Source organism: Bacillus sp. NPDC093026, from assembly GCF_044754665.1.
Lineage (GTDB): Bacteria > Bacillota > Bacilli > Bacillales > Bacillaceae > Bacillus > Bacillus maqinnsis.
The window spans coordinates 751,082-773,830 of record NZ_JBIVPN010000002.1 but is presented as its reverse complement, the minus strand read 5'-3'; the positions used below and the strand labels follow the sequence as shown (position 1 = coordinate 773,830).

The 22,749-nt window shown below is 39.0% G+C and carries 22 protein-coding genes, 1 tRNA gene, 3 pseudogenes and 1 riboswitch; of the genes and pseudogenes, 12 read left to right on the top strand and 14 right to left on the bottom strand.

Annotation, left to right across the window (positions count from 1 at the left end):
- The first annotated feature begins 357 nt into the window (after window positions 1-357).
- A riboswitch (TPP riboswitch) is annotated at window positions 358-460 on the top strand.
- Window positions 461-569: 109 nt separating this feature from the next.
- Both thiT and ACIQCE_RS08910 read left to right on the top strand, forming a co-directional pair.
- Complete coding sequence (gene thiT, locus ACIQCE_RS08915) at window positions 570-1,145, top strand: energy-coupled thiamine transporter ThiT (protein ID WP_400494457.1); 576 nt, start codon at window positions 570-572, stop codon at window positions 1,143-1,145.
- An 88-nt stretch (window positions 1,146-1,233) separates the two neighbouring features.
- Window positions 1,234-1,422, top strand: coding sequence for a hypothetical protein (locus ACIQCE_RS08910; protein ID WP_400494456.1), 189 nt, complete (start codon window positions 1,234-1,236; stop codon window positions 1,420-1,422).
- A 493-nt stretch (window positions 1,423-1,915) separates the two neighbouring features.
- On the opposite strand, the pseudogene ACIQCE_RS08905 reads toward ACIQCE_RS08910, so the two are convergent.
- Window positions 1,916-2,136: pseudogene (locus tag ACIQCE_RS08905) on the bottom strand (flotillin family protein); the annotation flags it as partial.
- Between the two features lie 140 nt (window positions 2,137-2,276).
- Here ACIQCE_RS08905 and ACIQCE_RS08900 point away from each other — a divergent pair.
- Window positions 2,277-2,756 (top strand): DinB family protein, encoded by a 480-nt coding sequence (locus tag ACIQCE_RS08900; protein WP_400494455.1) that lies wholly within the window; start codon window positions 2,277-2,279, stop codon window positions 2,754-2,756.
- Window positions 2,757-2,801: 45 nt separating this feature from the next.
- Here the strand turns inward: ACIQCE_RS08900 and gbsB are convergent, their stop codons facing one another.
- Window positions 2,802-4,010, bottom strand: a complete 1,209-nt coding sequence (gene gbsB / locus ACIQCE_RS08895; protein ID WP_400494454.1) for a choline dehydrogenase — start codon at window positions 4,008-4,010, stop codon at window positions 2,802-2,804.
- 27 nt (window positions 4,011-4,037) lie between these two features.
- Window positions 4,038-5,507 carry a betaine-aldehyde dehydrogenase gene (betB, locus tag ACIQCE_RS08890; RefSeq protein WP_400494453.1) on the bottom strand — a complete coding sequence of 490 codons (1,470 nt, stop codon included), beginning with the start codon at window positions 5,505-5,507 and terminating at the stop codon, window positions 4,038-4,040.
- A 208-nt stretch (window positions 5,508-5,715) separates the two neighbouring features.
- Between betB and cudC the strand changes: the two genes are divergently transcribed.
- From cudC to ACIQCE_RS08865, 5 genes are all read left to right on the top strand, one after another.
- A complete protein-coding gene (gene cudC, locus ACIQCE_RS08885; RefSeq protein WP_400494452.1) occupies window positions 5,716-6,273 on the top strand; it encodes a transcriptional regulator GbsR in 558 nt (185 codons plus the stop codon).
- Between the two features lie 72 nt (window positions 6,274-6,345).
- Window positions 6,346-6,418, top strand: a tRNA-Ala gene (locus tag ACIQCE_RS08880).
- A 276-nt stretch (window positions 6,419-6,694) separates the two neighbouring features.
- A complete protein-coding gene (locus ACIQCE_RS08875; RefSeq protein WP_400494505.1) occupies window positions 6,695-6,829 on the top strand; it encodes a hypothetical protein in 135 nt (44 codons plus the stop codon).
- Between the two features lie 255 nt (window positions 6,830-7,084).
- Entirely contained in the window at window positions 7,085-8,641 is a 1,557-nt protein-coding gene (locus tag ACIQCE_RS08870) for a T7SS effector LXG polymorphic toxin (protein WP_400494450.1), read from the top strand.
- Between the two features lie 25 nt (window positions 8,642-8,666).
- Window positions 8,667-9,002 (top strand): hypothetical protein, encoded by a 336-nt coding sequence (locus ACIQCE_RS08865; protein ID WP_400494449.1) that lies wholly within the window; start codon window positions 8,667-8,669, stop codon window positions 9,000-9,002.
- A 45-nt stretch (window positions 9,003-9,047) separates the two neighbouring features.
- Here the strand turns inward: ACIQCE_RS08865 and ACIQCE_RS08860 are convergent.
- The 5 genes and pseudogenes from ACIQCE_RS08860 to ACIQCE_RS08840 form a co-directional block, all read right to left on the bottom strand.
- Window positions 9,048-9,683, bottom strand: a pseudogene (locus ACIQCE_RS08860) (peptidoglycan recognition protein family protein); the annotation flags it as partial.
- Window positions 9,684-10,133: 450 nt separating this feature from the next.
- Window positions 10,134-10,340 carry an XtrA/YqaO family protein gene (locus ACIQCE_RS08855; protein WP_400494448.1) on the bottom strand — a complete coding sequence of 69 codons (207 nt, stop codon included), beginning with the start codon at window positions 10,338-10,340 and terminating at the stop codon, window positions 10,134-10,136.
- 18 nt (window positions 10,341-10,358) lie between these two features.
- Entirely contained in the window at window positions 10,359-10,736 is a 378-nt protein-coding gene (locus ACIQCE_RS08850) for a RusA family crossover junction endodeoxyribonuclease (protein WP_400494447.1), read from the bottom strand.
- Window positions 10,737-10,786: 50 nt separating this feature from the next.
- Window positions 10,787-11,035, bottom strand: coding sequence for a hypothetical protein (locus ACIQCE_RS08845; protein WP_400494446.1), 249 nt, complete (start codon window positions 11,033-11,035; stop codon window positions 10,787-10,789).
- Window positions 11,010-11,162, bottom strand: a complete 153-nt coding sequence (locus tag ACIQCE_RS08840; RefSeq protein ID WP_400494445.1) for a hypothetical protein — start codon at window positions 11,160-11,162, stop codon at window positions 11,010-11,012. The genes ACIQCE_RS08845 and ACIQCE_RS08840 overlap by 26 nt, the downstream gene beginning before the upstream one ends.
- Window positions 11,163-11,479: 317 nt before the next feature.
- Here ACIQCE_RS08840 and ACIQCE_RS08835 point away from each other — a divergent pair, with 317 nt between their 5' ends.
- The 3 genes from ACIQCE_RS08835 to bioB all read left to right on the top strand — a co-directional run bounded on the left by ACIQCE_RS08835 (window position 11,480) and on the right by bioB (window position 13,636).
- Window positions 11,480-11,860 (top strand): helix-turn-helix domain-containing protein, encoded by a 381-nt coding sequence (locus tag ACIQCE_RS08835; RefSeq protein ID WP_400494444.1) that lies wholly within the window; start codon window positions 11,480-11,482, stop codon window positions 11,858-11,860.
- Between the two features lie 270 nt (window positions 11,861-12,130).
- Window positions 12,131-12,481, top strand: coding sequence for a hypothetical protein (locus ACIQCE_RS08830; protein WP_400494443.1), 351 nt, complete (start codon window positions 12,131-12,133; stop codon window positions 12,479-12,481).
- Between the two features lie 159 nt (window positions 12,482-12,640).
- On the top strand, window positions 12,641-13,636 hold the full coding sequence (bioB, locus tag ACIQCE_RS08825; protein ID WP_400494442.1) for a biotin synthase BioB: 996 nt from the start codon (window positions 12,641-12,643) through the stop codon (window positions 13,634-13,636).
- Window positions 13,637-13,829: 193 nt separating this feature from the next.
- Here the strand turns inward: bioB and ACIQCE_RS08820 are convergent, their stop codons facing one another.
- On the bottom strand, window positions 13,830-14,669 hold the full coding sequence (locus tag ACIQCE_RS08820; RefSeq protein WP_353854730.1) for an undecaprenyl-diphosphate phosphatase: 840 nt from the start codon (window positions 14,667-14,669) through the stop codon (window positions 13,830-13,832).
- Window positions 14,670-14,795: 126 nt separating this feature from the next.
- On the bottom strand, window positions 14,796-15,938 hold the full coding sequence (locus ACIQCE_RS08815) for an AI-2E family transporter (protein WP_353854729.1): 1,143 nt from the start codon (window positions 15,936-15,938) through the stop codon (window positions 14,796-14,798).
- Between the two features lie 617 nt (window positions 15,939-16,555).
- Here ACIQCE_RS08815 and ACIQCE_RS08810 point away from each other — a divergent pair.
- Window positions 16,556-17,542, top strand: a complete 987-nt coding sequence (locus ACIQCE_RS08810) for a Gfo/Idh/MocA family protein (protein WP_400494441.1) — start codon at window positions 16,556-16,558, stop codon at window positions 17,540-17,542.
- A 67-nt stretch (window positions 17,543-17,609) separates the two neighbouring features.
- On the opposite strand, the gene ACIQCE_RS08805 is transcribed toward ACIQCE_RS08810, so the two are convergent.
- The 4 genes and pseudogenes from ACIQCE_RS08805 to ACIQCE_RS08790 all read right to left on the bottom strand — a co-directional run bounded on the left by ACIQCE_RS08805 (window position 17,610) and on the right by ACIQCE_RS08790 (window position 22,704).
- The gene (locus ACIQCE_RS08805; RefSeq protein ID WP_400494501.1) at window positions 17,610-18,557 is read right to left on the bottom strand and encodes a methyl-accepting chemotaxis protein; all 948 of its coding nucleotides are present in this window, start codon (window positions 18,555-18,557) and stop codon (window positions 17,610-17,612) included.
- Window positions 18,549-19,373, bottom strand: a pseudogene (locus ACIQCE_RS08800) (HAMP domain-containing protein); the annotation flags it as partial. The pseudogene ACIQCE_RS08800 and the gene ACIQCE_RS08805, both read right to left, overlap by 9 nt.
- Window positions 19,374-19,758: 385 nt before the next feature.
- Entirely contained in the window at window positions 19,759-21,750 is a 1,992-nt protein-coding gene (locus ACIQCE_RS08795) for a methyl-accepting chemotaxis protein (RefSeq protein ID WP_400494439.1), read from the bottom strand.
- A gap of 126 nt (window positions 21,751-21,876) precedes the next feature.
- Window positions 21,877-22,704 carry a methyl-accepting chemotaxis protein gene (locus tag ACIQCE_RS08790; protein WP_400494500.1) on the bottom strand — a complete coding sequence of 276 codons (828 nt, stop codon included), beginning with the start codon at window positions 22,702-22,704 and terminating at the stop codon, window positions 21,877-21,879.
- Window positions 22,705-22,749 lie beyond the last annotated feature (45 nt).

Below are 22,749 nucleotides of genomic sequence, written 5' to 3'. Positions count from 1 at the left end.
CTCGTCAGTTTGACCGACTACCTATGATGTATCATAGGATTTTTTATCAAATCTCGAATGAACAGGTACGTTTTGTCTTGTTTAGTTTTCAAAGATCATTTCATTATCGCTCATAAGCGACTCTATTAATATAACATTCTATCAAGAATAAGTCAATAACTTTTTTCTTAACATTTTTTATCAACCGCTCTATTTCAGCGGCGAATACAAATATAACACCTTTCGAAAGAAGAGACAAGTATTTTTTCTAAATAATTTATTTCTTCTTATTTAATAGGATAAGCGATTGTCAAGGGAATTTTCTATTGTTGATTATGAAGGTTTCTAGTATATTTATAATATATGATTGATGAACTAAATAACCGCAGGGGGAGCTTTGTGCTGAGAGTGAACGATTCGTTGTTCTGACCCTTTGAACCTGTCAGTTAATACTGAAGTAGGAATGTGGAGTCATTTGAATACATGTTATCTATCCATTATGTTCAACCCGATCTATCTTTCTATGACCAACATACTCATCCTTACATGGTCTCTCCTTGCTCAATTTATGAAAAAGGAGATTCTTTTGTATGCAACAATCAAACCAATTATTACGTCTTATGGAAATAGCAATTATGACTTCACTTGCACTTGTATTAGATTACTTATCCGGTCTCTTTTTAAGAATGCCAAATGGAGGGTCAATTGCTCTCATTATGATTCCGGTTATTCTGATGTCTATCAGGTGGGGAGTGTCTACTGGATTTATCATTGGTGTGTTAATTGCTGGACTGCAGCTTATGAATAACCCCATTATTGCAACGCCCGTACAGGGATTTTTAGATTATTTCGTAGCATCTGTTGTCATTTGTCTGAGCGGCATATTCTCAGGTTCGATCAAAAAAGCGATTCAGGAGAAAAGTCGAAAAAAACAATTCTTCTATATTACACTATCTGTTTTTGTTGCAAGTTTTTTCAGACTGCTGACGTTCTTTATTTCTGGGATCGTTTTCTTTTCGCAAAATGCACCAAAAGGAATGGCAGGTTGGGTTTATTCTTTAATCTATAACGGTACATATATGATTCCTTCCTTTATCATTTGTAGTATCATCCTTTGTTTACTCATCCCTAGTGCATCTCGATTGGTTTTTCCTCTTCAAAAATAATCAGCTGATTTCAGCTGTTTTTTTATGCATAATTTTCTGCTCTATGGAATCTATTAGTAGTAGAAGATTTTATGTTGGAGGTACGACAATGAACCCTTACTCCATTATGCTTTGTTGCTATATTCTCAGCCTTGCCTATTTTTTGGCAGGTTTCTATGAAGCATTAAAAATATCAGGCTTAAAAGGAAAAGTAGAAGCTTTTCCTTTCATTTCTTATATTCTGCTTGCTACCCTTTTTACATTTTTCTCTCATTATTATTGGAAACTGACGATTTAATTCTTTGTAAATGTTCGTTTCATACAGACAGCTTCCATGCAAAGTCGATCTCATCATCATGATCAGCCAGTTCAAAATGCCTAGTAACGACAAAAGCGGGTTGAATTTTTCGTAAAATTGCTTCGCTGAATTCCGTTCAAACACCCATAGCAGCATACTCATGTACCCCTTCTCTATTCAATACTTTACTCCTTTCGCTAAGAAAGCTATACCCGCTCCAAGACCTCTACTTTTGCTCTAGTAAATAAATAGATTCTGAATAGCGGTTGTCACATTGTTCTCCAAAGGAGACAAAGCCAAATATCCCATCTTCAACTACAAATCCCCTCAAGTGATTCGTCTGTTTTTACTCATTATGATAAAGTTGTATTTCGTAAAATTCCTAGTGCTCATGATGTTTTCAGCGGCGCCCTTGTGAGTCTCTCTTCATATGTCAAGAGAGATCGATCAATAGACACCTTCTTTTGATAGGTGCCTATTGATCTTTATTTTTCTATTTTACTTTCGACTGTTGCTTTTTTTCAGTTAATTCTTGAATGCTTTGTTTCACATTGCCTTTTCTAGAGGTTCTCAATGATTTCTTTCATATCAATACCGGAAGATGCTTTTAGGCTTTCTTGATGGCTAGACACATTAGCCTGTCACTTTATTGGCTCTGCTTCCTTCCCCATTACCGCCTGTATGAATAACTGTAATTTGATCAATATTAGAAAGTTTTTGTTCCATTTAGACCATACTCACCACTTTTGTAAAGGGTTCACTTTTCATCATGTTTCTTCAAAGGATTTCTTAGATAGCTAAAGAATGATTGTCATGTACCAGTATGATAAAATTTAAAGTTGAGGTGATTGAAAATGAGTTTATTACATGAAGCAAGACAACAATTATGGCAAGAACTGCAAGGTTTGAATGAAGAAGCATTAAATCAAAAAATATCTGAAGATACTTGGAGTATTCAAGAGGTTGCAGATCATTTGAAGAAAATGGATCTTGTTGCGGCAAAGCATCTGGCAGCAGAAGGAAAGAAAGCGCCGATCAAAGAATATAAACCAAAGCCGGTAGAAATGGCTGAGGACCGATCAAAAAAAGCAACTGCCCCTAGTATTGTTGACCCTGAGCGTAAACATGTCACACCTACTCAGTTAAAGGATGAGCTCGATACAGCACGCGAGCAATTGAATCAAATTTTATCGACTTTTACTGAAGAAGATTTCAAACGAGTAATCGCACATCCAGTGTTTGAAGAGTTATCACTTAAGCAATATATTGATTTTATTGGTGCTCATGAGAAACGCCATATTCATCAAATTAAAGAGATTAAAGAACAATTATAAGACAAATAAAAAAGACTCCCTCACTCGTTGGGAGTCTTGAATTCGTTATACTGTTTTAGGCGTCAGGTTAAAGCAGCGTGCATAAATCCAGTTATACGCTTTTTCGTTTAGATCTCTTGGATTTCCAACTGTTTGCGGATCTTTCATCGCTTCTTTTGATAAACGGTCAATCATATCTTTAGATACACCTTGTTCTTCTAATGAAGGAATTTCTAGATCCTCTACTAGATCATACATCCAGTTAACTGCCGCTTTTGCCGCTTCTTCTGTTGACATGCTACTCGTATTAATCCCAAACGCTTGTGCAATTCGGGCGAATTTTTCTGGGTATCCCTTCCAGTTATATTCCATCACTGGTCCCATCATCGCTGCTACACACTGACCATGCGCTACAGGAATAATGCCTCCGAGTGTTTGACTCATCGCATGGGCTGCACCAGCTGATTCACTACCATAAGAAAGTCCTGCAAGCATCGCTGCTTGAGCCATTCCATATCTTGCTTCTAAATCCTCACCATCCGCAAAGGCACGACGAATATAATGAGCAGCATATTCAATTGCCATGAGCGCCACCGCATCCGTCATCGGCTGCGCAAATTTCATTGTATAGCATTCAATTGCGTGCGCAAGTGCATCAATTCCAGTCATTGCCGTCACATGAGGCGGCATCGATACGTGAAGCTCCGGATCAATTACAGTTAAGTGGGCAGCAATCAGCGGTCCGCCTGTATTAAATTTGAATTCTCTTTCTTCATCTGTAATCACGGCCCACTGCGTGACCTCTGAACCAGTACCAGCAGTTGTCGGAATCGTTGTTAGAGGAGGGATTCTATTTTCTAGCGGTTTTTTCCCCTCCGCTGCTTCGTAATCAAGCACTGAGCCTTCATGTGTCACTTCAACGCCGATGGCTTTCGCTGTGTCCATGGAGCTTCCACCGCCTACTGCAACTAAACCATTACAGCCCTCTTTTTCATATAAAGCTGTGCCTTCATTCACAAGTCTTACTGGCGGGTTTGGTTCTACTTTGTCAAAAAGCACGACATTAATTTGCGCTTCTTTTAAAGATTTAATGACTGGATCTACAACACCAGCCTGATGAATGCCAGGGTCTGTTACAAGTAATACCTTTGAGACGCCGTATGCTTTCACTTCTTCTCCAACATGTTTCACCGCACCAATTCCATGCTTGATGACAGTCGGGATTTCAAATGTATGGAACTTTTGCATGCTTTCAATTTTCATATTTAATGTCATATAGAATCTCCTCCAAATGAGTGATATTTATTTAAACCAATGAACTGCTTCAGGTTTTGTATTTCTATATAAATGCTTCAATTCTGTATACTCTTCAAGTCCCGTTCGTCCTAACTCGCGCCCAAGGCCAGATTGTTTGTAACCTCCCCAAGGTGCTTGAGCAAAATATGGATGGAAGTCATTGATCCATACAGTTCCTAATCTTAATTGGCGAGCCACTCTTTCTGCTTTCCCGATATCTGCAGACCAAACAGCCCCTGCTAAACCATATATCGTATCATTTGCCAGTTGGACAGCTTCTTCTTCTGAACGGAAGGATTCCACAGTTAGCACTGGTCCAAAGATCTCTTCTTGTACAATCCGCATATCTGACATGCAGCCAGAGAAAATGGTTGGCAAGTAGAAGAAACCATTTTGAAGCTCCTCTGCTTCAGGACGTTTTCCGCCTGTTTCTAATGTTGCGCCTTCTTCTAAACCGATGCTGACGTATTTTTCTACTTTTTCTCGATGCTCAGCTGAGATAAGCGGCCCGCTCTGCGTTCCTTCATCAAAGCCGTTGCCTAGCTTGATGTTTTTCGTCCGCTTCACCAGTTCTTCTAAAAATTCATCATGAATGGACTCTTCCACTAATAATCGTGAGCCCGCTGAACACACCTGCCCCGCATGAAAGAAAACAGCATTCATTGCCTGATCAACCGCTACGTCTAAATCAGCATCTTGAAACACAATATTCGGATTTTTCCCGCCGAGCTCAAGGGCAATTTTTTTCACATTCCCGCTTGCTCCTTGCATGATTTTCTTACCTGTTTCAATACCACCTGTAAAGGAGATCAGGTCCACTTGATCGTTTACAGCAAGCTCATCTCCAACAGTTGCACCAGGTCCAAGTACAAGGTTTGCTACACCCCTTGGGACACCCGCCTCTTCCATTAATTTGAATATTTTGATAGTCGTTAATGGTGTAAGTTCACTCGGCTTTAAGACAATCGTATTTCCCGCCGCAAGTGCAGGAGCGATTTTCCAGCTTGCCTGTAGTAATGGATAATTCCAAGGTGTAATTTGACCGCATACTCCAACAGGCTCTCTGACTAGTTCACTTTTTGAGTTTGGAATTGGCGATGCAATGATTTCCCCGCCATCTTTGTCAGCAAGTCCTGCGTAATATTGGAACACGTTCGCAATATCGTCCATATCCGCTTTGCTTTCTTCTAATGTTTTGCCTGTATCAAGTGATTCTAATTTTGCTAATTCCGCAAGGTCTCGTCTAATGAATTCGGCTATTTTGAATACGATGTTTCCTCTTTCGAGCCCCGGCAAATTTGCCCAATCACCTTGATCAAAGGCTTTTCTCGCTGCTTTAATGGCAAGCTGCGCATCACTTCTTGATCCTTCGCTGACTGTGGCAATCACTTCTTGATTAAAAGGATTGATGATATCCCGTGTTTCGCCACTTTTAGCGGCAACCCATTGTCCATCTATAAAAAGTGTTTGACTCATAGAAGGAACCTCCTCTGAATTTATTTTTAGTAAGTTTGTTAAATAAAAATTTAACGTTTTGAATATAATTAACTTAACATGTTCAAATTTTTCTGTCAAAGGGAGATATGTTCCATTTTTTTTGACATTTTGCATTCTTTCGTTAACATATAGTCCATAATGATTTTTTTGAACGTATTGAATTCTCTTAATAGAAAGCAGGGACAAGATGAAAAATCAGGAAAAGCAACAAGCAGAGGAAAGTATTTTAGCTGCTAAAGATCTAGTCATTGATTCCATCGCTGAAACCATGGATCTCTACGGCATTACAAGAAGTGCGGGCATATTATATGGGACCATGTATTTAAATGAGGAAATGACGCTTGATGAAATGCGCGAAGAGTTACAAATGAGTAAGCCAAGTATGAGTACAGGCGTTAAAAAGCTGCAAGATATGAATATCGTCAAAAAGACCTTCCATCGAGGAAGAAGAAAACACAGCTTTGTCGCTGAAAAGGATTTTTTTAAGTTTTTCATGAACTTCTTCCCTCAAAAATGGGAACGCGAAGTAGTGGTCAATCTAGCGGCAATAGAAGAGGCACAAAAACGCCTTCAAGATGTGGTGAATCATCAACAGGTTGATGAAGCGATCAAAGAAGAGGCGCAACGGCTATTGGAACAGCTTGAAAGCTCAAAAGCATATTATGACTGGCTCAGACGATTAGCTCAATCTGTTCATTCTGGAGAAATTTTTCAATATATCCCGATTAATCAGCAAGAAAAATAGACTTCAGCTTTACATTTTACAGCTTGAATTTCACAAGAGGATTGATTATAATTAAATATGTCGTAAGACCTCGGGGCATTAGCTCAGCTGGGAGAGCGCTACACTGGCAGTGTAGAGGTCAGCGGTTCGAGCCCGCTATGCTCCATACACAAAACCCTTACTGCTGTAAGGGTTTTTCTTATTTTCAACATTTTTATTTTTCGTGTTGGGGCCATTTTGGAGCCATTTGATTAAAAACTCTCAAATAAAACAAAAAACTGTCCTTAACGGACAGCAAAAGTGTGAGTAATATAAGAAGAAAATCATTGAAATATACGAATTTTTATACTCCCGTTTCTGCGGGTAAACCGTATATTTCTAATTATACACCACATTTAGAAACCGAACGAACATTCTGTTAAAATGCTTTTGAGGTGATTTAATGACTGATCTCGAAAGGAAACTTTATCGAATCATTTATAATATGAGCCGATTCCGCAAGAATCCAACAATGGATGATTTAAAAAGAAAAACAGGTAAAGACGAACAATCTATACGGAAAGCCGTTAAGAGTTGAGATGGGATAAAGAAAAAAATGAATGGGTACTTTAATTTTAATCATAAAGGCGGTATTTCTTGCGCCCTTCTTCTATGTCTTTTGTGAGAACACACACATTCTCAGATTGTTCCATACTCGTTATTTGAGCATCTAGTCTTTATCACCTATGTAAATTGTTTCATTTTCACGGAAGTTAAGTATTTATTTCCCAACCATTCTCCTTATAATGGTAAAATCTCTATTGATTGCAACCAAGCATTAAAGGAGAATGCCATGAAAACTTTAGATGTTCAGGCGTTGCACAATGCCATTGATCAAACGCTGGAACAATTAAATCAACAATCACAAAACATCAAATCCCTTGAAATACAAATCAATCAAATCATCTCACTAGATGGCGCACTAAAGGGCAAGACTGGAGAAGCCATTCGAGCGTTTTATGCAGAGTGTCATATCCCCTTTTTGCAATTCTTTCAGGTCGTCATTGAAGAATACACCAGTGCGCTAAAAAAGACAAAGCAGGCACTCCATGCACTTGAACCAAACCCGAATGGCTTTATCTCTCAATCATTCATTGAACACGAGCTTGACCAAGGGTTAAAAAAAGCCGAACGGACCATTTCTGATATCGTATCAGATGTCAATCAAGCCCTCGGCAAGGTCAGCCATATTGTGCATTTGCCTCATGTAGATGAATCTGCTTTTCAACAAAGCTATCAAAAAGCATGGCTTGAGACCTCAAGAACCATTGGACTGCTTCATGCATTTGACAGGGAACAAACGAGTGCTTTACATGAAACAGAAAGCTCCCTTCACACAATGAAGCAATACATAGACACCCTAAGCACCATGTTCACTGGTCCGAAAATCGAGATCACCAGCTATCAAAAAGGCTCTATTTTCAAAAATGGAAAAGACGAAGAAATCAGCAGTACCATCAATGGATTGAATGAAAAAATAGACAATCCTGACGAGACCCCAATGATGATTATGCTGAGGAAGCTGAGTGAGAAAGAACGGGCGAATGTGGATACGGTTATGAAGGAAAACCCACCTACTAAAATCAATCAAAACGTAGTGATCATCAATGGGAAAGTGTATGATACAAGTGAGTACAAACATATCGACTTCGCAAATGCCAAAACAGTTGAAGTCATGCGAGATGGAATGCTGTATCGGTTACGATTATCGGAGAAAAACAAAGTAACGATTGAGAGTGTCACACCAATTTCTGATGTGAAAACAGGTGACCAAACAAAAAAAATCTTAAATACAGCGGTAGAATTTACAGGAATAAACGACGCAATTCGAGTCATTACAGGGAGAGATCCTGTAACAGGTAATAAAGTCACTGACACGGACCGCCTCGTATCAAGCTTGTTCATGATACCAGGAGCTCAAATCGTTAAAGCTGGAAAATACGTGTTTAAAATAATGAAAGGGGAGAAAGTAGCTAAGAAGATTGTAAAAACATCTTCCTACGGCAAACACTCCGTACCAAAAGGTCCTTATCGTGAAGTAAATGGTTTCCCTGTAAAAGTAAAACCAGGATCTCAAGAAAAACATATTACTGATGCACCTAACTATAAGCAAGAAGTTGCGAATGGTAAAACCAAGAGTATCTTCTATGGGGACAATAAAAAGGCACAAGAATTACTAGATAAGTTTGCAGGAAAAGGTGATATGTTCACTAAAAATAGGGAAAGAATAAATTTTGGTCAAGTAATAGGAAAATACTATGATCATAAAACCAAAAAGTATGTAGAAACTACTAACGGTTTGATACATTACGGAAAAGATGGAGCTCACATAGTACCAGCGAGACCATAAAAATCATTATGAGAAGAGGATATACATGGCATACGATTCTTTAATTAGAACATTAATAGATTATGAAAAAAGTGATATGATACTAGAATGGAAAAGTGGTTTTAGAATTATCGGTAAACTAGATACGGTTTATGAAACAGACAATGGATTAGAAGATGACGATGTAAATTACACAGAATACCATGGAGCTGGATTTAAAGTGAATAAAATATTGGCTCATCCCTCTAATAATGGTGGTAGTGTTTATGAATGGTTAAGAGAAGGTAATGCTTTTACTGAAATTTCCCTTTATAATGATCCACCAAAAGCAGTATATTTAGCAGACGGTCAAAAAATATGGGAATTGGACAGTGAAAAATGAATAACAAAGGAAAGCCCCTCCATGTTTTTGGAAGGGCTTTTGAATTCATTTCAAGAGAGCTTCAAGTTTCACTTTAGTCTTCGGTCCATAAATTCCATCAGCCACAAGGTCATACATCAATTGGAATCGCTTGACCGCATCCGCTGTTTTTGGTCCATAAATGCCATCAATGCCGTTATTTTTTGCCCCTTTGTCAGGGAAGAAGAAAAGATCGGCTAGGGCTTCTTGTAAGGCTTTTACACTCTCACCCTTTGTAAGAGGTTTTGTTACTTTTAAGATGCCTGACGGCAAGTTGTACGCCTTTTTAGAGGTGTTTTTGACTGGTGTTGCTTTAACAGGCTTGGCAGTTGCCTTCTTACCTGTATGAGCAGTCGCAATACCCGCTTTGAAACTATCCCAACGATCAAGCAACTTACGAGGGCATTGTTTGCCGCTCCATCTCTTATGCGGTACAACGTTGGCAAGCGGAATGCATTGCTCTGTCATCAACTTCCGAATGAGCCATTGTGCATTTTCGACCGCTTTTTCAAATTTTCCGTCACTGTTCTCACAGATTTCAATGCCAATCGACTTCATATTACCTGTTCCTCTTCCGTCTCCTGCGTGCCATCCGTTTTCGTTTAAAGGTAAATGCTGATAGATGACCTTATCATCCACAGTGAAATGCCAGCTCACCGCTGTTCCTGAACTTTGATCCCGCTCACTCACCTCTCTCTCCTTTTCCTGAATAAGGGTATATTCATGTGATAAAGCTTCTAATACCTCTTGGTTTGCAAGCATGGTGCGTTGATAGACTGAACGTCTGTCTAATCCTCTACGTGCCCCTGGCTGTCTGCCGATTTGGAGCCATTCCACGACATATTCTAGATCACTCACCATACTAGCAATGATTTTTTTATCATGCTGGTCTCGATCTGTCAGCTGCTTGTCATCTTTTTCTCTAAACGATTCGTATCGCTTTCTAGCGTCCTTTAATGCTCGTTTGTAGTCAATCAGTAAGTCTTGCATGTTTGATCTCTCCCTTTTATTGAAAAAAAAAACGGACACCAATCAGCACCCTTTCAGAAGGGCCTTGATCAGTGTCCGCAGGCTTTCCGTCTTGGACGTATAGTTTTATCATTCAATTATCAGCTAGCTGATTTTAAATCCAATTTCGTGATTCACTCTTGCAAAATGTCCCTTTGCGGTTTGAATAATGGTTTTTCCGTGCTCAGGTGCGTCCATCATATAAGCCGTTCCTACATTTCCATCTAGCACGATAACTTGTATCTTTCCTTTTTCAATTTCTCCGACAAACGTTAAGTTTTCTTGAATGAATAATTGTTTTGGCTCGTTCATTTGACAGTCTCCTTTTTGTTATGACCTTATCAGGTCATCCACTCTGTTTAAAATGATTTCAATTCTTGGACGTACGCTATAAAACTGATAAACTCTCAAATCGACTATCTGTGTAGGCTCTTCGTAGACAATGGAGTGTAGCGCTACTTGAATATCCTCAAGACTTGGTCTGCAGATATTTACTTCAATTGGACGTATCATGCCTTTCTCAGCATATGTACGCTTGTGCTGGCAGCCTGCTATGTAGAGCGGCATGTTATAAAATAAACGTATCTCCAGTGAGAGCGCGCCTCTTATCTGCTTTTGGCATTGTGCTTTTGCAGCGGCGCTTATTCTTTGTTTTAATTGCTTACTTGTGAGATGAGGCTCTGTATCAATGATGAAATGTATAACCATGTCAGAACCTCCCGTCATCCTCAGCCCACTGACGTATCTCTTGTTCCTTTTTACTCGCTTTGAGCAAACATCTTATGAGTGCAACTGCTTGCTTCAATCGTTTCATTTAGATGTGGTCCTCTCCTTCTTTCTTTTATAGCGAATTGCGTTGCTGTAAGGGTCCTATATGTCTCCTTATCTTCTGCAGTTGCAAAAGCAAACACCGGATAACCTTGATAGATTGTGATCCATCCGCCAGCTTGTACTAAACAAAGCTGCGCTTCTTTTCGTGCATCAAACGTCAGTTGATGTCTCGTCATTGTCGTCACCTGCCTGATTTTCCTCAGCTTCTGTTTGATAACCTCTTCGTTTTACATCATATGACCAATGACTTTTCGGGTATCCAAAATCATTCATTTGTGTCACAATCGGATGTTCAATATTCATTTCATTCGTCTCCCTTCTAGTAACTTAAAGACTGGTTTTCCCACCAAAAAATTACTCTTTACGTGTAACTTTTACTCAAAAAATTACCTATCCTATGCTAGGTTTCGTTCAGCACATTTCGCTGTTTACACAGACAATTGTGTATTTGTAACCAAGTTTCTTTCACATATTACTCATTTTGTGTAAGTAATATTCATCATCATAATATACACAAAACGAGTAAGTCAATAATATTTTTATTCTTTTTGTGTATTTATTTATTTTTTCCGTGTAATTCGTGATAAAATTTACACATAATATGAAAAAAGGTGTTTCCAATGGAAAATATGACTGGAAAGATTTTAACTGAATTAAGAGAGAAGCATGGGTGGAGTAAGTCAACCGTTGCAAAAAAGCTCGGGTTAAAAGCCATGTCTACCTATGCGAATTGGGAATATGGTTTGAGAAAACCAGACGGTGAAATGATTGTGAAAATTGCTAAGTTGTATGGGGTCTCAACTGATTATCTCTTGACGGGTAAAGACAAGAGCATGACAGATTATGATCTTTCGAATGATCCTGATTTGCAAATTGCTTTTAAAGCAGCCTCTGACTTTTCCGAAGAAGCACGCAGACAAACCATTGATTTTATCAACTATATTAGAGAGAAAGAGAAACAAAAAGGCCGTCAGCCAAAACGACCGGACAGCGAATCATAAAACGTTTTGCCCCAGTTGGTTGTCTCTTAGCCTCTTTTTATAACTTATTATTATTGCTGGGATCCCATCCCAGCTTTTTTATGACTTTTTTCCACTAAAATAAATGCAACTTGGTCGCCGAATTGATAAGGATTTATGAGATTTTTTTCTTATTCACACGAAACATATTAGAATAATATATGACAATTTTCACCAAAAATACTTTTTTGAATCGACATGTAATTCTATTAATGTTAATATATGTATATACCAAAAAAAGGAGTGTTACCTATGAAAAAATTAATGAAAGCCTGTACATTGTCTGTAGCTGCCTTAGGAGCTCTTACATTCTTCCAAACAGAAGGCGCTCATGCATCTGTTCAGTCTAAAGAACCCGTTCTAGCAAAAGCACCTATTATGAATAAAGTGATTACTGTGAACCGTACGCTTTCTGTCGGTTCTTCGATTGCTGTTTCTCTTCCAGCAAGTCAAATATCTGTGACGGGCGCAACTTATGCCATTCAATTAGATCAAACTGCTCCGAACTTCACTTGGATTCGTGCCGTACAGCGCGGTTCTGTCACTGTATCTTACTATAATTCACAGGGTGAGCTTGTGATAAACTATATTACTGTTCGTTAATCAATCGTATGATGCTGATTATACCTAAGGCGATGACATTATGTTTCATCGCCTTTCGTATTTTACTTTTAATGACGCCTCTCAATCCACTACTTGCCGTAGACCGCTCATTATGTTAACTTTTAATAAAATTAAGTTAACATAAAAGGGGGCTTTTTTATGAGAAAACAAGCGTCTTTATCTTGGGGATCATTAGCAGAGAAAGCCATTCAAAATCAGCCAATCACACTGCAAGAGGGGCTTGAGATTCTTGAAGCAGATGACAGGGAATTGTTACCTATTATGCATGCAGCCTATCAAGTGAGGTATCATTTTTTTCAAAAAAAAGTGAAATTAAATATGATCTTTAACGCCAAAAGTGGATATTGCCCTGAAAACTGCGGATATTGTTCTCAATCAATCATTTCAAATGCACCGGTTGACAAATATACCATGCTGGATCAAAAAACCATTGTAGCAGGCGCACGCGAGGCGTTAAAAAGAAAAGCGGGTACTTATTGCATTGTGGCAAGTGGAAGGTCGCCTTCACACCGCGAATTAGATGAAGTGACTGCGGCAGTAAAGGAAATCACAGAGACCATGCCGCTGAAAGTATGCGCCTGTCTTGGATTATTAAATGAGGAAAAAGCAAAACGGCTGAAGGAGGCAGGTGTCCATCGCTATAATCACAATATCAATACACATCATGACCATCATGACAACATCACGACCACCCATACATATGACGATCGTGTCTCGACCGTTCAGCAAGTCAAGCAGTCTGGTATGTCACCATGTTCAGGGGTGATCATTGGAATGGGAGAAACCAACCAGCAGATTGTTGAAATGGGCTTTGCCCTAAGAGCACTTGATGCAGATTCAATTCCGGTCAACTTTCTTCATGCAATTGAAGGAACACCGCTTGAACATCAAGAGCGAACACATCCAATAAAAGCCTTAAAGGTTCTTGCATTAATGAGGTTTATCAATCCAACAAAGGAAATTCGCGTTTCTGGAGGAAGAGAATTTAATTTACGTACGCTTCAACCGTTAGCACTCTATGCCGCAAACTCTATTTTTGTAGGCGATTATTTGACGACGAAAGGACAACAAGTCCAGACCGATCATCACATCATTGAGGATTTAGGATTTGAGATAGAAGAGTGTGCTCTATAAAAAAGTCTGCCGATTTATTCGGCAGACTCAGCGTATAGGCAAACCCTCGCATTCGTTGTCAGATCCTGCGTGCTGGTGCTCACAAATTTCATATTCGCTCCGCACAAGTAGCTCGGGTCCTCCTAGACTTCAAGGGGTTTCAATTCAAGCTAAAAAGAGAACAAACTGAAACTACTTTTTCAAAAGAGTCGCTTCACTTTTGCATAAACAAAATAAATAAAATAAGCCCTAAGATGATTCGGTAAATCGCAAAAGGCACAAGTTTGATTTTATTAATCAGTTTTAGGAAGAATCGAACAACGAACAGAGCCACAACAAACGCACTCACAAAGCCAACAATAAAGAATGGAAGCATATCAGTTGTTAAGTATTCGGCGTTCTTCACAAGTGTTAAGAAACTTGCACCAGCCATAATTGGCATTGCCATGATAAACGTAAAGTCGGCCGCAGCCCGGTGATTGAGACCAAGGATAACACCACCTGCGATCGTAGAACCTGAGCGCGAAAAACCAGGCCATAACGCTAAACATTGAAACAGTCCGATAAACAATGCCTGCCGGTATGTCATGTTGTCTACAGAACTTGTTTCCGTTTTACGTTTGTTAATCCAGTCAGCAACAAGCATAAGCACTGCTCCCAAAATCAAACCAATCGCTACAGTTCTGACATCGAATAAATATTTATCAATATAATCTTCAAATAAGAATCCTAAAATAACAGCTGGTACTAGTCCAACAGCGATTTGGGCAATTGTCAGCTTATGTCCGCTTTGCCTTTGTTCTTCTGTAATGTTTTTCTTTAAGCCTAACAAGTTAAGAATTCGGTCTTTAAACACGACCATTACAGCCAAGATGGAGCCTAACTGAATAACGACCTTAAATGTGTTCGCCGCCTCTGGCGTAATGATGTCCTTCGATTTTAACCAGAGATCATCAACAATGATCATGTGTCCAGTAGAAGAGACAGGTGCATACTCTGTTAAACCTTCGACAATTCCTAAAACCAGTGCCACGAATAAATCCCATAGATTCATGATTTTCTTTCCTTTCAATTCTGATCTTTTGAACGAGCCAAACATCTATGTCCATATAAAGACAAGCTTCCTTTTTCGAAAGCTCGTCTTTATGATACTATATTTTTTTCAAAAAAGATTATGACATCAAACCTTTTCTTCTTTATACAAATTGGATCGCATTTTGAACCAATCAAATAAGTGGGTTGTAATGACTTTCAGTACTGCGTAAGTAGGAATAGCGACAACCACACCAACGATACTGAACAGTTTACCCGCTGTTAAAAGCACAAAAATAATGGTAACCGGATGGATATGAAGGTTTTTCCCCATGACCTGTGGAGAAATGAATTTCCCTTCAATCAGTTGGACAATGGTCCAAACAATGATCAATTTTAACAGCATGATTGGTGACGTGACAAGTGCAATCACAATCGCTGGAGTAATCGCAATCGTTGGTCCAAGATAAGGAACGACACTTGTACATGAGGCAATGATAGCAAGCAGCACTGCATAGTCTAAACCGATAATCATATACCCAATAAATAGCAGAATCCCGATACAGAAGCTGACAATGATCTGTCCTCTAATATAAGAGCTAAGGCGATGGTTCATTTCATGAAGGACAATATGTGTATGATCTCTTAGCTTATTCGGAATAAATTTCAAGAAGTAGTCAGGTAATTTTTTACCGTCTTTTAATAGATAAAACAGAATAAACGGTACTGTAATGATCGAGATAACTATTTCTGTCAACGCACCTAAGAATGTACCAACGCCATTGAAGGTGCTTTCCAAAATCTTAGTTGCTTGACTTGACGCTTTACTCACTAACTCTGACACATTAATGTTCGTCGTTTTCTGTGCCTGATTAATGAAATTACTGCCTGTTAATTGTCTAATCTGCTCTTCTACCGTATCGACGTATTTTGGAAGGTTATGAAAAAGACTCATGGTTTGTGCTTGTAAAATAGGAATAATTGACACAATGGTCACTGTAATGATGCCAATAATGACAATATATAAAAGCAAAATAGAATAGATCCGTTTGACTTTCAATTTCTCCAACAAGTTGACAACTGGATTTAATACATAGTACACAACCCCCGTTAAAATAATGGGTAAGGCTATGGTTTTGACGAGTACAATGAGCGGTGTGAAAATAAAAGATGTTTTCATGAAAACAAGGATATTCAATCCTATTAATAACAGGATGAGTAAAAAGAGAACAAACTTGTTATCAAGAAAGAATGTTTTAAATCGACTGCTCCACATTTGCATAGAATTCATCTTGTTCCTCCAAACACGGGCTTTTTATTAGTAAATTGTACACTACTTGGTCATGATATGGTGAACATTGTTTCACTTTTTCTATTTTGGCAATGGACATCACCCGTAAAATAAGAATTGATCCTTAAGATGGCTGGCTCTGTGTGCTCTTGACCTGAAAATAAGATGCCTTCTCTCACTACAAATCCATTTGACGGGAAGGTCAGCACACCATAGACAGCGATCCATTTTGTAGCTCGGGTCCTCACATTTGACAGCAGAAGCAAAACGACCAGCTCCACTTAGCAGTGGCATAAACCATAAGATCATGATATGGTCGCCTTTTCATCTACGGGCAAAATTGCTCGGCTCTAACACGTGAAAAACGCCGGCTGTTATGAATAACATTGCAAATACATATGTAATTCCAACATACTGGATGCTTTCCTCCTTTCCCTTCTTTTGAGTATTACCCGAATGAAGGAGAAAACTACCCATTTTTCGTACATTTATATCCTTTATTTAAGACGCATCAGCCTAGATAAAGGTTTCATCCGCTTTTCAATAAAAAGAATGTTCTTTCATACAAACGCTTTCAAAGCATGTATAATGAGAGAGAAGAAGAAGGAGGAAATGACATGATTCGATTTGCTGTAATAGGAACGAACTGGATTACAGATCGATTCTTACAGTCCGCTGAGGGGTTGGACGATTTTACATGCACGGCCGTCTATTCACGATCCGCCGAAAAAGGTCAGGCTTTCGCACAAAAATACGGAATCAAAACGGTCTTTACAGACTTACATCAAATGGCAGCAAGTGATCAGTTTGACGCTGTATATATTGCTAGTCCAAATGCACTTCACCAAGAGCAAGCCATTTTGATGATGGAGCACAAAAAGCACGTTCTATGCGAAAAGCCATTAGCCTCCCATCGAAAAGAAGCTGAACAGATGATTGCAACAGCTAAAAAGCATCAGGTTTGTTTGATGGAAGCAATGAAAACCACGTTTCTGCCAAACTTTATTCAAATCAAAAAGCATCTTAGCCAATTAGGACCTGTTCGAAAAGTCGTGGCACATTACTGCAAATATTCCTCAAGATACGATGCCTATCGAAACGGTGACATCCCAAACGCCTTTAAGCCTGAACTGTCCAATGGATCATTAATGGATATCGGAGTGTATCTCGTATATCCAATCATTTATTTATTCGGTCTGCCCAATCAAATGACAGCCGTTGGCTATAAACTCTCTTCCGGCGTGGATGGAAACGGCTCTTTACTTTTACAATATGACCAGCACCAAGCACTTCTTTTTCATTCTAAAATTTCGACATCTCATTTACCTGCTGAAATTCAAGGAGAAGATGCCACAATGGTAATTGATCAATTTCATCGCCCTTCCCGTATCAAAATCCATGATCGCCATGGGAATCAAAAGGATATCTCTCTCAAAGATGATCGGCCTGCCATGTATTATGAAATTGACCATTTTATTAAATGTATTCAACAAAAGAAATGGCAGTCTTCCGTTAATACCTTTGCCTTATCCGTCCAAACGATGTCAGTAATGGATGAGGCAAGAAGACAAATGGGAATCGTTTATCCTGCTGACCGGGAATAATAAAGCTCCTTTGTCAACAATCTGAAACACCTGACGCCGAAACGTCAGGTGCTTTCGAATCTTCCTCTTACATTTTAAATTGTTTGATGAGGTCTCGTAATTCTTCTGCCATCTGAGATAAAGTGGCAGATGAGGAACTGATCTCTTCCATTGATGCCAGTTGTTCCTCTGCGGAAGCCGCAATATCTTGGAAGCCTGCAGAATTTTCTCGTGAAAGTTCTTTAATTTGATTGACAGCATGTGAAATATCGTTCGAGCCACGAGAAAGCTCATTTGCCGATACGTTCATTTGTTTCATTTGTTCTGTCATTTCAATTGTTTTATGGGTAATCTTCTCAAAACTCTCTTTTGTTTCATCTGTAATTTTTAATCCAGATTGAACTTCACCCGCTACACGCTTAAACATTTGCTGTGATTTTCCAATTTCTTCGACAATCTCGTTCGTCAGGCTTTCAATTTCTTTTGAAGAGCTACCTGATTGCTCTGCCAGCTTGCGGACTTCTTCTGCGACAACAGAGAACCCTCTACCAGCTTCTCCTGCCCGTGCCGCTTCAATCGCTGCGTTTAAGGCAAGGAGGTTTGTCTGATCTGCAATCCCATTGATGACACCGAGAATATTGGTAATATCTTTTGACTTCTGCTCTAACCCTGCAATGACAAGCTCTGCCTCTTGGACTGCCTGTTCAATTGTCTGCATTTGACCTGCTGTTTTTTGAACGAGATCTCCACCTGCCTGAGCGGTTCTGCTCGATTCGATAGACGATTCCGTCATATCAGATGTTGTTTGTACCATATGTGATAAGCCACGATCCATTTGATTCAATTGAGCTGAGCTTTTTTCAATCATATCATTTTGATGTTCAGTGCTGTTTGAGAACTGTTCAATAGATGATGTAATGTGCTCTGTCGCTTGGGCGGTTTGTCCCGCACTAGCTGTCAGTTCTTCAGATGAGGCGGCAACATTTTCAATTGAATTCTGCACTGCCTGAATCACTTGTCTCAGCTTGGCTGACATATCGTTAAAGCTATGAGCAAGCTTACCGATTTCATCGTGAGAACGAACCTCAATGTGCTGCGTGAGATCTCCCTGACTAATTTTCTCAGCCGATTCAGATAGCTCTATTAGTGGTTTTCGAATTGATTTGATTATAAAATAAATTGCGATTCCGCCTATCACAATGGCTGCGACAAGGATGATGATGGTCAAGTCAAGTACTGGCTTTGCTGCTTCTTTCACTTCATTGACATACATTGTTCCTCCCAGCTTCCAACCTGTGGTCTCATTGGTTGCAAAAAACATCTGCTTTGGCTGTCCATTGTATTCGTATTCAAAGCTACCTTCTTTGGCGTTATACATTTGATTGATAAAATCACCAGTCAATTTCGTGCCGGCCTTTTCCGTTTTATGAGCAATATATCGTTTATTAGACGTGGAAATAAAGGCATAGCCCTCTTTACCAATCTTAATACTGTTCGTATCTTTCACGACTGTATTTAGACGCATATGGATACCAATGACACCAGAACCATCTGCTAACTGTTCTGATATTGTGATGAGCAGGTCATCAGATGATTTGTCCATAAAAGGATCTGAAATGATCACTTTCTGATCTCCCATCGATTGTTGAAACCATGGTTCATCCTTGGCACTCTTCGCATTGCTTTTGTTGATTTCGGAATATTCAATTCGTTTACCATTTCGATCTGCAACAAACACTTCCACCACTTCTTTATCTGTTTTAGACAACTGCTCAAGTTTCATCTTCAGTAAATCTTTGTTCTTTGCTTTTAGTTCATCCTTTTTCACCGATTTCGATAAGTATGCAACCATATCAATCTTAGGCTTTACATCTTTATTGATGAGTTCATTTAATTGATTGACGCCATTTTCAGCACTAGACATAATTTCATCATTGAGTGAATCGGATGCTACTTTATAAGAACATGCTGCCAATACAAGAATTGGCACTAGGAGGATAGCTAAAAATGCAGTGATTAATTTCTTTGTCATCGTAAAATGCTTAAAAAAGTTGATTTTTTTCATTTTTCTACTCCTTTAGATTTATGTTTTATGGTCTGACTTCTTTCGTTCTTAAGTAATATGAATTATTTTTCAAGATAAAAATCTCAAAAAACCTCCAAAATAAGCATAAATACTTATTTACTCCAAATTATTCAAAAAGAAGCTCCTAGCTGGAGCTCTTTTCAATATGGCTTTATTCCACCTTAAATTTGCTAATTAAATCACGTAATTCTTCTGCCATGGAGGAGAGTGTTGCTGAGGATGAACTAATCTCTTCCATTGATGCTAATTGTTCTTCAGCAGAGGCTGCGATGTCTTGGATGTTCGCTGAGCTTTCACGTGACACTTCTGCAATCTCACGGACAGCTTCTGATACTTGTGAAGAGCCTTTTGAAAGCTGAACAACGGTTTGATTCATGATTTGTAGCTGATCTGAAATTTCTTTCGTCATTTCGAAAATATTGCGGAAGCTCACTCTCGTTTGTTCTGTGAAACTTAATCCTGATTGAACTTCACGATTCACTGCAGTGAACACTTCCTGTGATACATCAATGTCTTGAACGATTTCTTTGATCAAATTCTCAATTTCCTTTGCAGAACTTGCAGATTGAACAGCGAGTTTTCTCACCTCTTCTGCTACTACTGAGAAGCCTCGACCAGCTTCACCAGCTCTTGCTGCTTCTATTGCCGCATTTAGCGCAAGCAAATTCGTTTGGTCTGCAATTCCATTGATAACACCGAGAATGTGTGTAATGTCTTTCGATTTACTTTTCAGTGCACCAATGACATTCTCTGCTTTTTTCACTGATTGATCAATGACATTCATTTGAGAAGCGGTTTTTTCAACTAGCTGTCCGCCATCTCCTGCAATATCTGTTGATTTGATTGATGAAGCGGTAATGGATTGAGCAGACTCATTCATATGTTGGAGACCTCGGTCCATTTCCTCTAACTCGACTGAGCTGGATTCAACTTTTTCATTTTGACTTTCATTTCCGCTAGAGAATTGTTCAATGGCTGATGTAATATGCTCTGTTGCTTTACTTGTTTGTCCTGCGCTGGCAGTCAATTCTTCTGATGAAGAAGCGACACTTTCTACTGAGGTTTGAACTGCACCAATGAGGGATCTTAATGAATCAATCATGGTATTAAAACCTTTTCCAACTTGTCCAATTTCGTCATTTGATTGGATCTGAAGTTTATCACGCAAATCACCATTGCTGACTTTTTTCGAGAAAATGACTAGTGTTGATAATCTTTTTGATATGGAGCGGACAATAAAGAAGATAAGGGTTCCTGCTACAATGAGTGTCACACTAAACACGATAATTGCAGTAATGAAAACTGGCTTCGCTGCATCTTCTACTTCTGATACGAGCATCGTTCCACCGATTTTCCATCCTGTTAATTCATTGGTCACGTAAGCAACCTTTTTATCTATCCCTTTGAACGTGTAACTGCCGTTTCCTTGTTTGTTTTGATAAATAATATTTGCTAGACTCTCATTCACTTGACTTCCTGGTTTTTGATTTGGAGCTGCAAGAACTGTTTTGTCTTTTTCCATGATGAAGGCATAGCCTTTTTGTCCGATTTTGATTTCTTTTAGCTTTTGAAGTAGGCTGTCTATTTCCATATCCAGCCCGATAACTCCTGAACCATCTTTCATTTTTTCAGCGATGGTGATGACCATTTTACCAGTTGAAGCTGCTACATATGGCTTTGTGATGATTTGCTTGCCATTTTCGGCGTTCATTGCTTCTTGATACCAAGGTCTTTTTCTTGGGTCATAACCGTTAGGCATTTTTTGAACAGGATATTGCATAAACAGTCCCTTTTCAGAGCCTACATAGAAAGCAGCTACATCTTTTTGGTTAATTTTTCCATATTGCTCCAATTCTTTAATGATAGCGTTTCTATTTTTTTCTTGAAGGTTAGAAGCCTTAAGAGAATCCGCAAAAAGCGTGACAGCCTCCGCCTTGTTTCCGATATTCTCATTGATTAACGTATCAAACGCATTGACCTGACTCATTGCACTGCTCATAATCTGTTTATCTAGTTCTGTCTTCGATGTGAAAAACGCACTAATGGTTAAAGCGACTGTTGGCAGAATGAGGACCACCATAAAGGCAATTATTAATGTTTTTGAAATGGATGGCTTTTTGAACCATTGAATCATTTTTCCCACTTTTTTCTTTCCCCCTTTTACTTCTCTAGGTTATTATCGGATGAAAGATATATTTTTAGAGACTGAAAATGACGATTAAAAATAAAAAAAATACCCAGACAATTCTGGATATTTTTTCTGACTATGTTATTTCATTTTAAATTGACTTGTTCGCTCTTTTAACTCTTCTGCCATATTTGCAAGTGTAACCGAAGATGAAGTGATTTCTTCCATTGATGCCAATTGTTCTTCAGCAGAAGCCGCTATATCTTGTATGTTCGCTGCACTCTCTCTTGAGACTTGCCTGATCTCTTGCATCGCTTGTGAAACAAGCTTTGATCCAGTGGATAGATCAGTGGCCGTATCGTTTAATTGCGTGAGCTTTTTGGACATGCCCTCTGTTGCCTCATAAATGTTCTGGAAGCTTTTTTTGGCTTCCTCTGTCATACCCAGCCCTGCATTGACTTCTCGATTGACGGCTTTGAACATATCTTGTGATTTGGCAATTTCCATCACTATTTCCTGAATAAGCTTTTCAATCTCTTTCGCTGAGTCAGCAGATTGTACAGCTAGTTTTCTGACTTCGTCTGCAACAACTGAAAAGCCTCGGCCAGATTCACCAGCTCTTGCTGCTTCTATCGCAGCATTTAGCGCAAGCAAATTCGTTTGATCTGCAATTCCATTAATAACATTTAATATACTCGTAATATCTTTCGACTTGTATTCTAATTCTTTCACAACATTTTCAGCTTCTTGAACGGACGTATCGATATGTTTCATTTGGGTAGCAGCGCTCTCAACGATACGACTGCCTTTACCAGCAGCTTCGGTCGATTCAAGTGATACGATTGCGATTTCTGATGAGGTTTTTGACATGCCTTGAAGACCTTCATTCATCGCCACAAGCTGATTGGTACTCGCTTCGACTTTCTCATTTTGAGCTTCGTTTCCATTTGAAAATTGTTCAATCGACATCGTAATATGCTCTGTTGCTTGACTCGTTTGACTTGCACTTGCTGT

Coding starts and splice junctions, on each gene's coding strand:
- thiT (WP_400494457.1), top strand. CDS start 570: ATGCAACAATCAAACCAATTATTACGTCTTATGGAAATAGCAATTATG.
- ACIQCE_RS08910 (WP_400494456.1), top strand. CDS start 1,234: ATGAACCCTTACTCCATTATGCTTTGTTGCTATATTCTCAGCCTTGCC.
- ACIQCE_RS08900 (WP_400494455.1), top strand. CDS start 2,277: ATGAGTTTATTACATGAAGCAAGACAACAATTATGGCAAGAACTGCAA.
- gbsB (WP_400494454.1), bottom strand. CDS start 4,010: ATGACATTAAATATGAAAATTGAAAGCATGCAAAAGTTCCATACATTT.
- betB (WP_400494453.1), bottom strand. CDS start 5,507: ATGAGTCAAACACTTTTTATAGATGGACAATGGGTTGCCGCTAAAAGT.
- cudC (WP_400494452.1), top strand. CDS start 5,716: ATGAAAAATCAGGAAAAGCAACAAGCAGAGGAAAGTATTTTAGCTGCT.
- ACIQCE_RS08875 (WP_400494505.1), top strand. CDS start 6,695: ATGACTGATCTCGAAAGGAAACTTTATCGAATCATTTATAATATGAGC.
- ACIQCE_RS08870 (WP_400494450.1), top strand. CDS start 7,085: ATGAAAACTTTAGATGTTCAGGCGTTGCACAATGCCATTGATCAAACG.
- ACIQCE_RS08865 (WP_400494449.1), top strand. CDS start 8,667: ATGGCATACGATTCTTTAATTAGAACATTAATAGATTATGAAAAAAGT.
- ACIQCE_RS08855 (WP_400494448.1), bottom strand. CDS start 10,340: ATGAACGAGCCAAAACAATTATTCATTCAAGAAAACTTAACGTTTGTC.
- ACIQCE_RS08850 (WP_400494447.1), bottom strand. CDS start 10,736: ATGGTTATACATTTCATCATTGATACAGAGCCTCATCTCACAAGTAAG.
- ACIQCE_RS08845 (WP_400494446.1), bottom strand. CDS start 11,035: ATGACGAGACATCAACTGACGTTTGATGCACGAAAAGAAGCGCAGCTT.
- ACIQCE_RS08840 (WP_400494445.1), bottom strand. CDS start 11,162: ATGAATATTGAACATCCGATTGTGACACAAATGAATGATTTTGGATAC.
- ACIQCE_RS08835 (WP_400494444.1), top strand. CDS start 11,480: ATGGAAAATATGACTGGAAAGATTTTAACTGAATTAAGAGAGAAGCAT.
- ACIQCE_RS08830 (WP_400494443.1), top strand. CDS start 12,131: ATGAAAAAATTAATGAAAGCCTGTACATTGTCTGTAGCTGCCTTAGGA.
- bioB (WP_400494442.1), top strand. CDS start 12,641: ATGAGAAAACAAGCGTCTTTATCTTGGGGATCATTAGCAGAGAAAGCC.
- ACIQCE_RS08820 (WP_353854730.1), bottom strand. CDS start 14,669: ATGAATCTATGGGATTTATTCGTGGCACTGGTTTTAGGAATTGTCGAA.
- ACIQCE_RS08815 (WP_353854729.1), bottom strand. CDS start 15,938: ATGAATTCTATGCAAATGTGGAGCAGTCGATTTAAAACATTCTTTCTT.
- ACIQCE_RS08810 (WP_400494441.1), top strand. CDS start 16,556: ATGATTCGATTTGCTGTAATAGGAACGAACTGGATTACAGATCGATTC.
- ACIQCE_RS08805 (WP_400494501.1), bottom strand. CDS start 18,557: ATGTCAGCCAAGCTGAGACAAGTGATTCAGGCAGTGCAGAATTCAATT.
- ACIQCE_RS08790 (WP_400494500.1), bottom strand. CDS start 22,704: ATGTCGATTGAACAATTTTCAAATGGAAACGAAGCTCAAAATGAGAAA.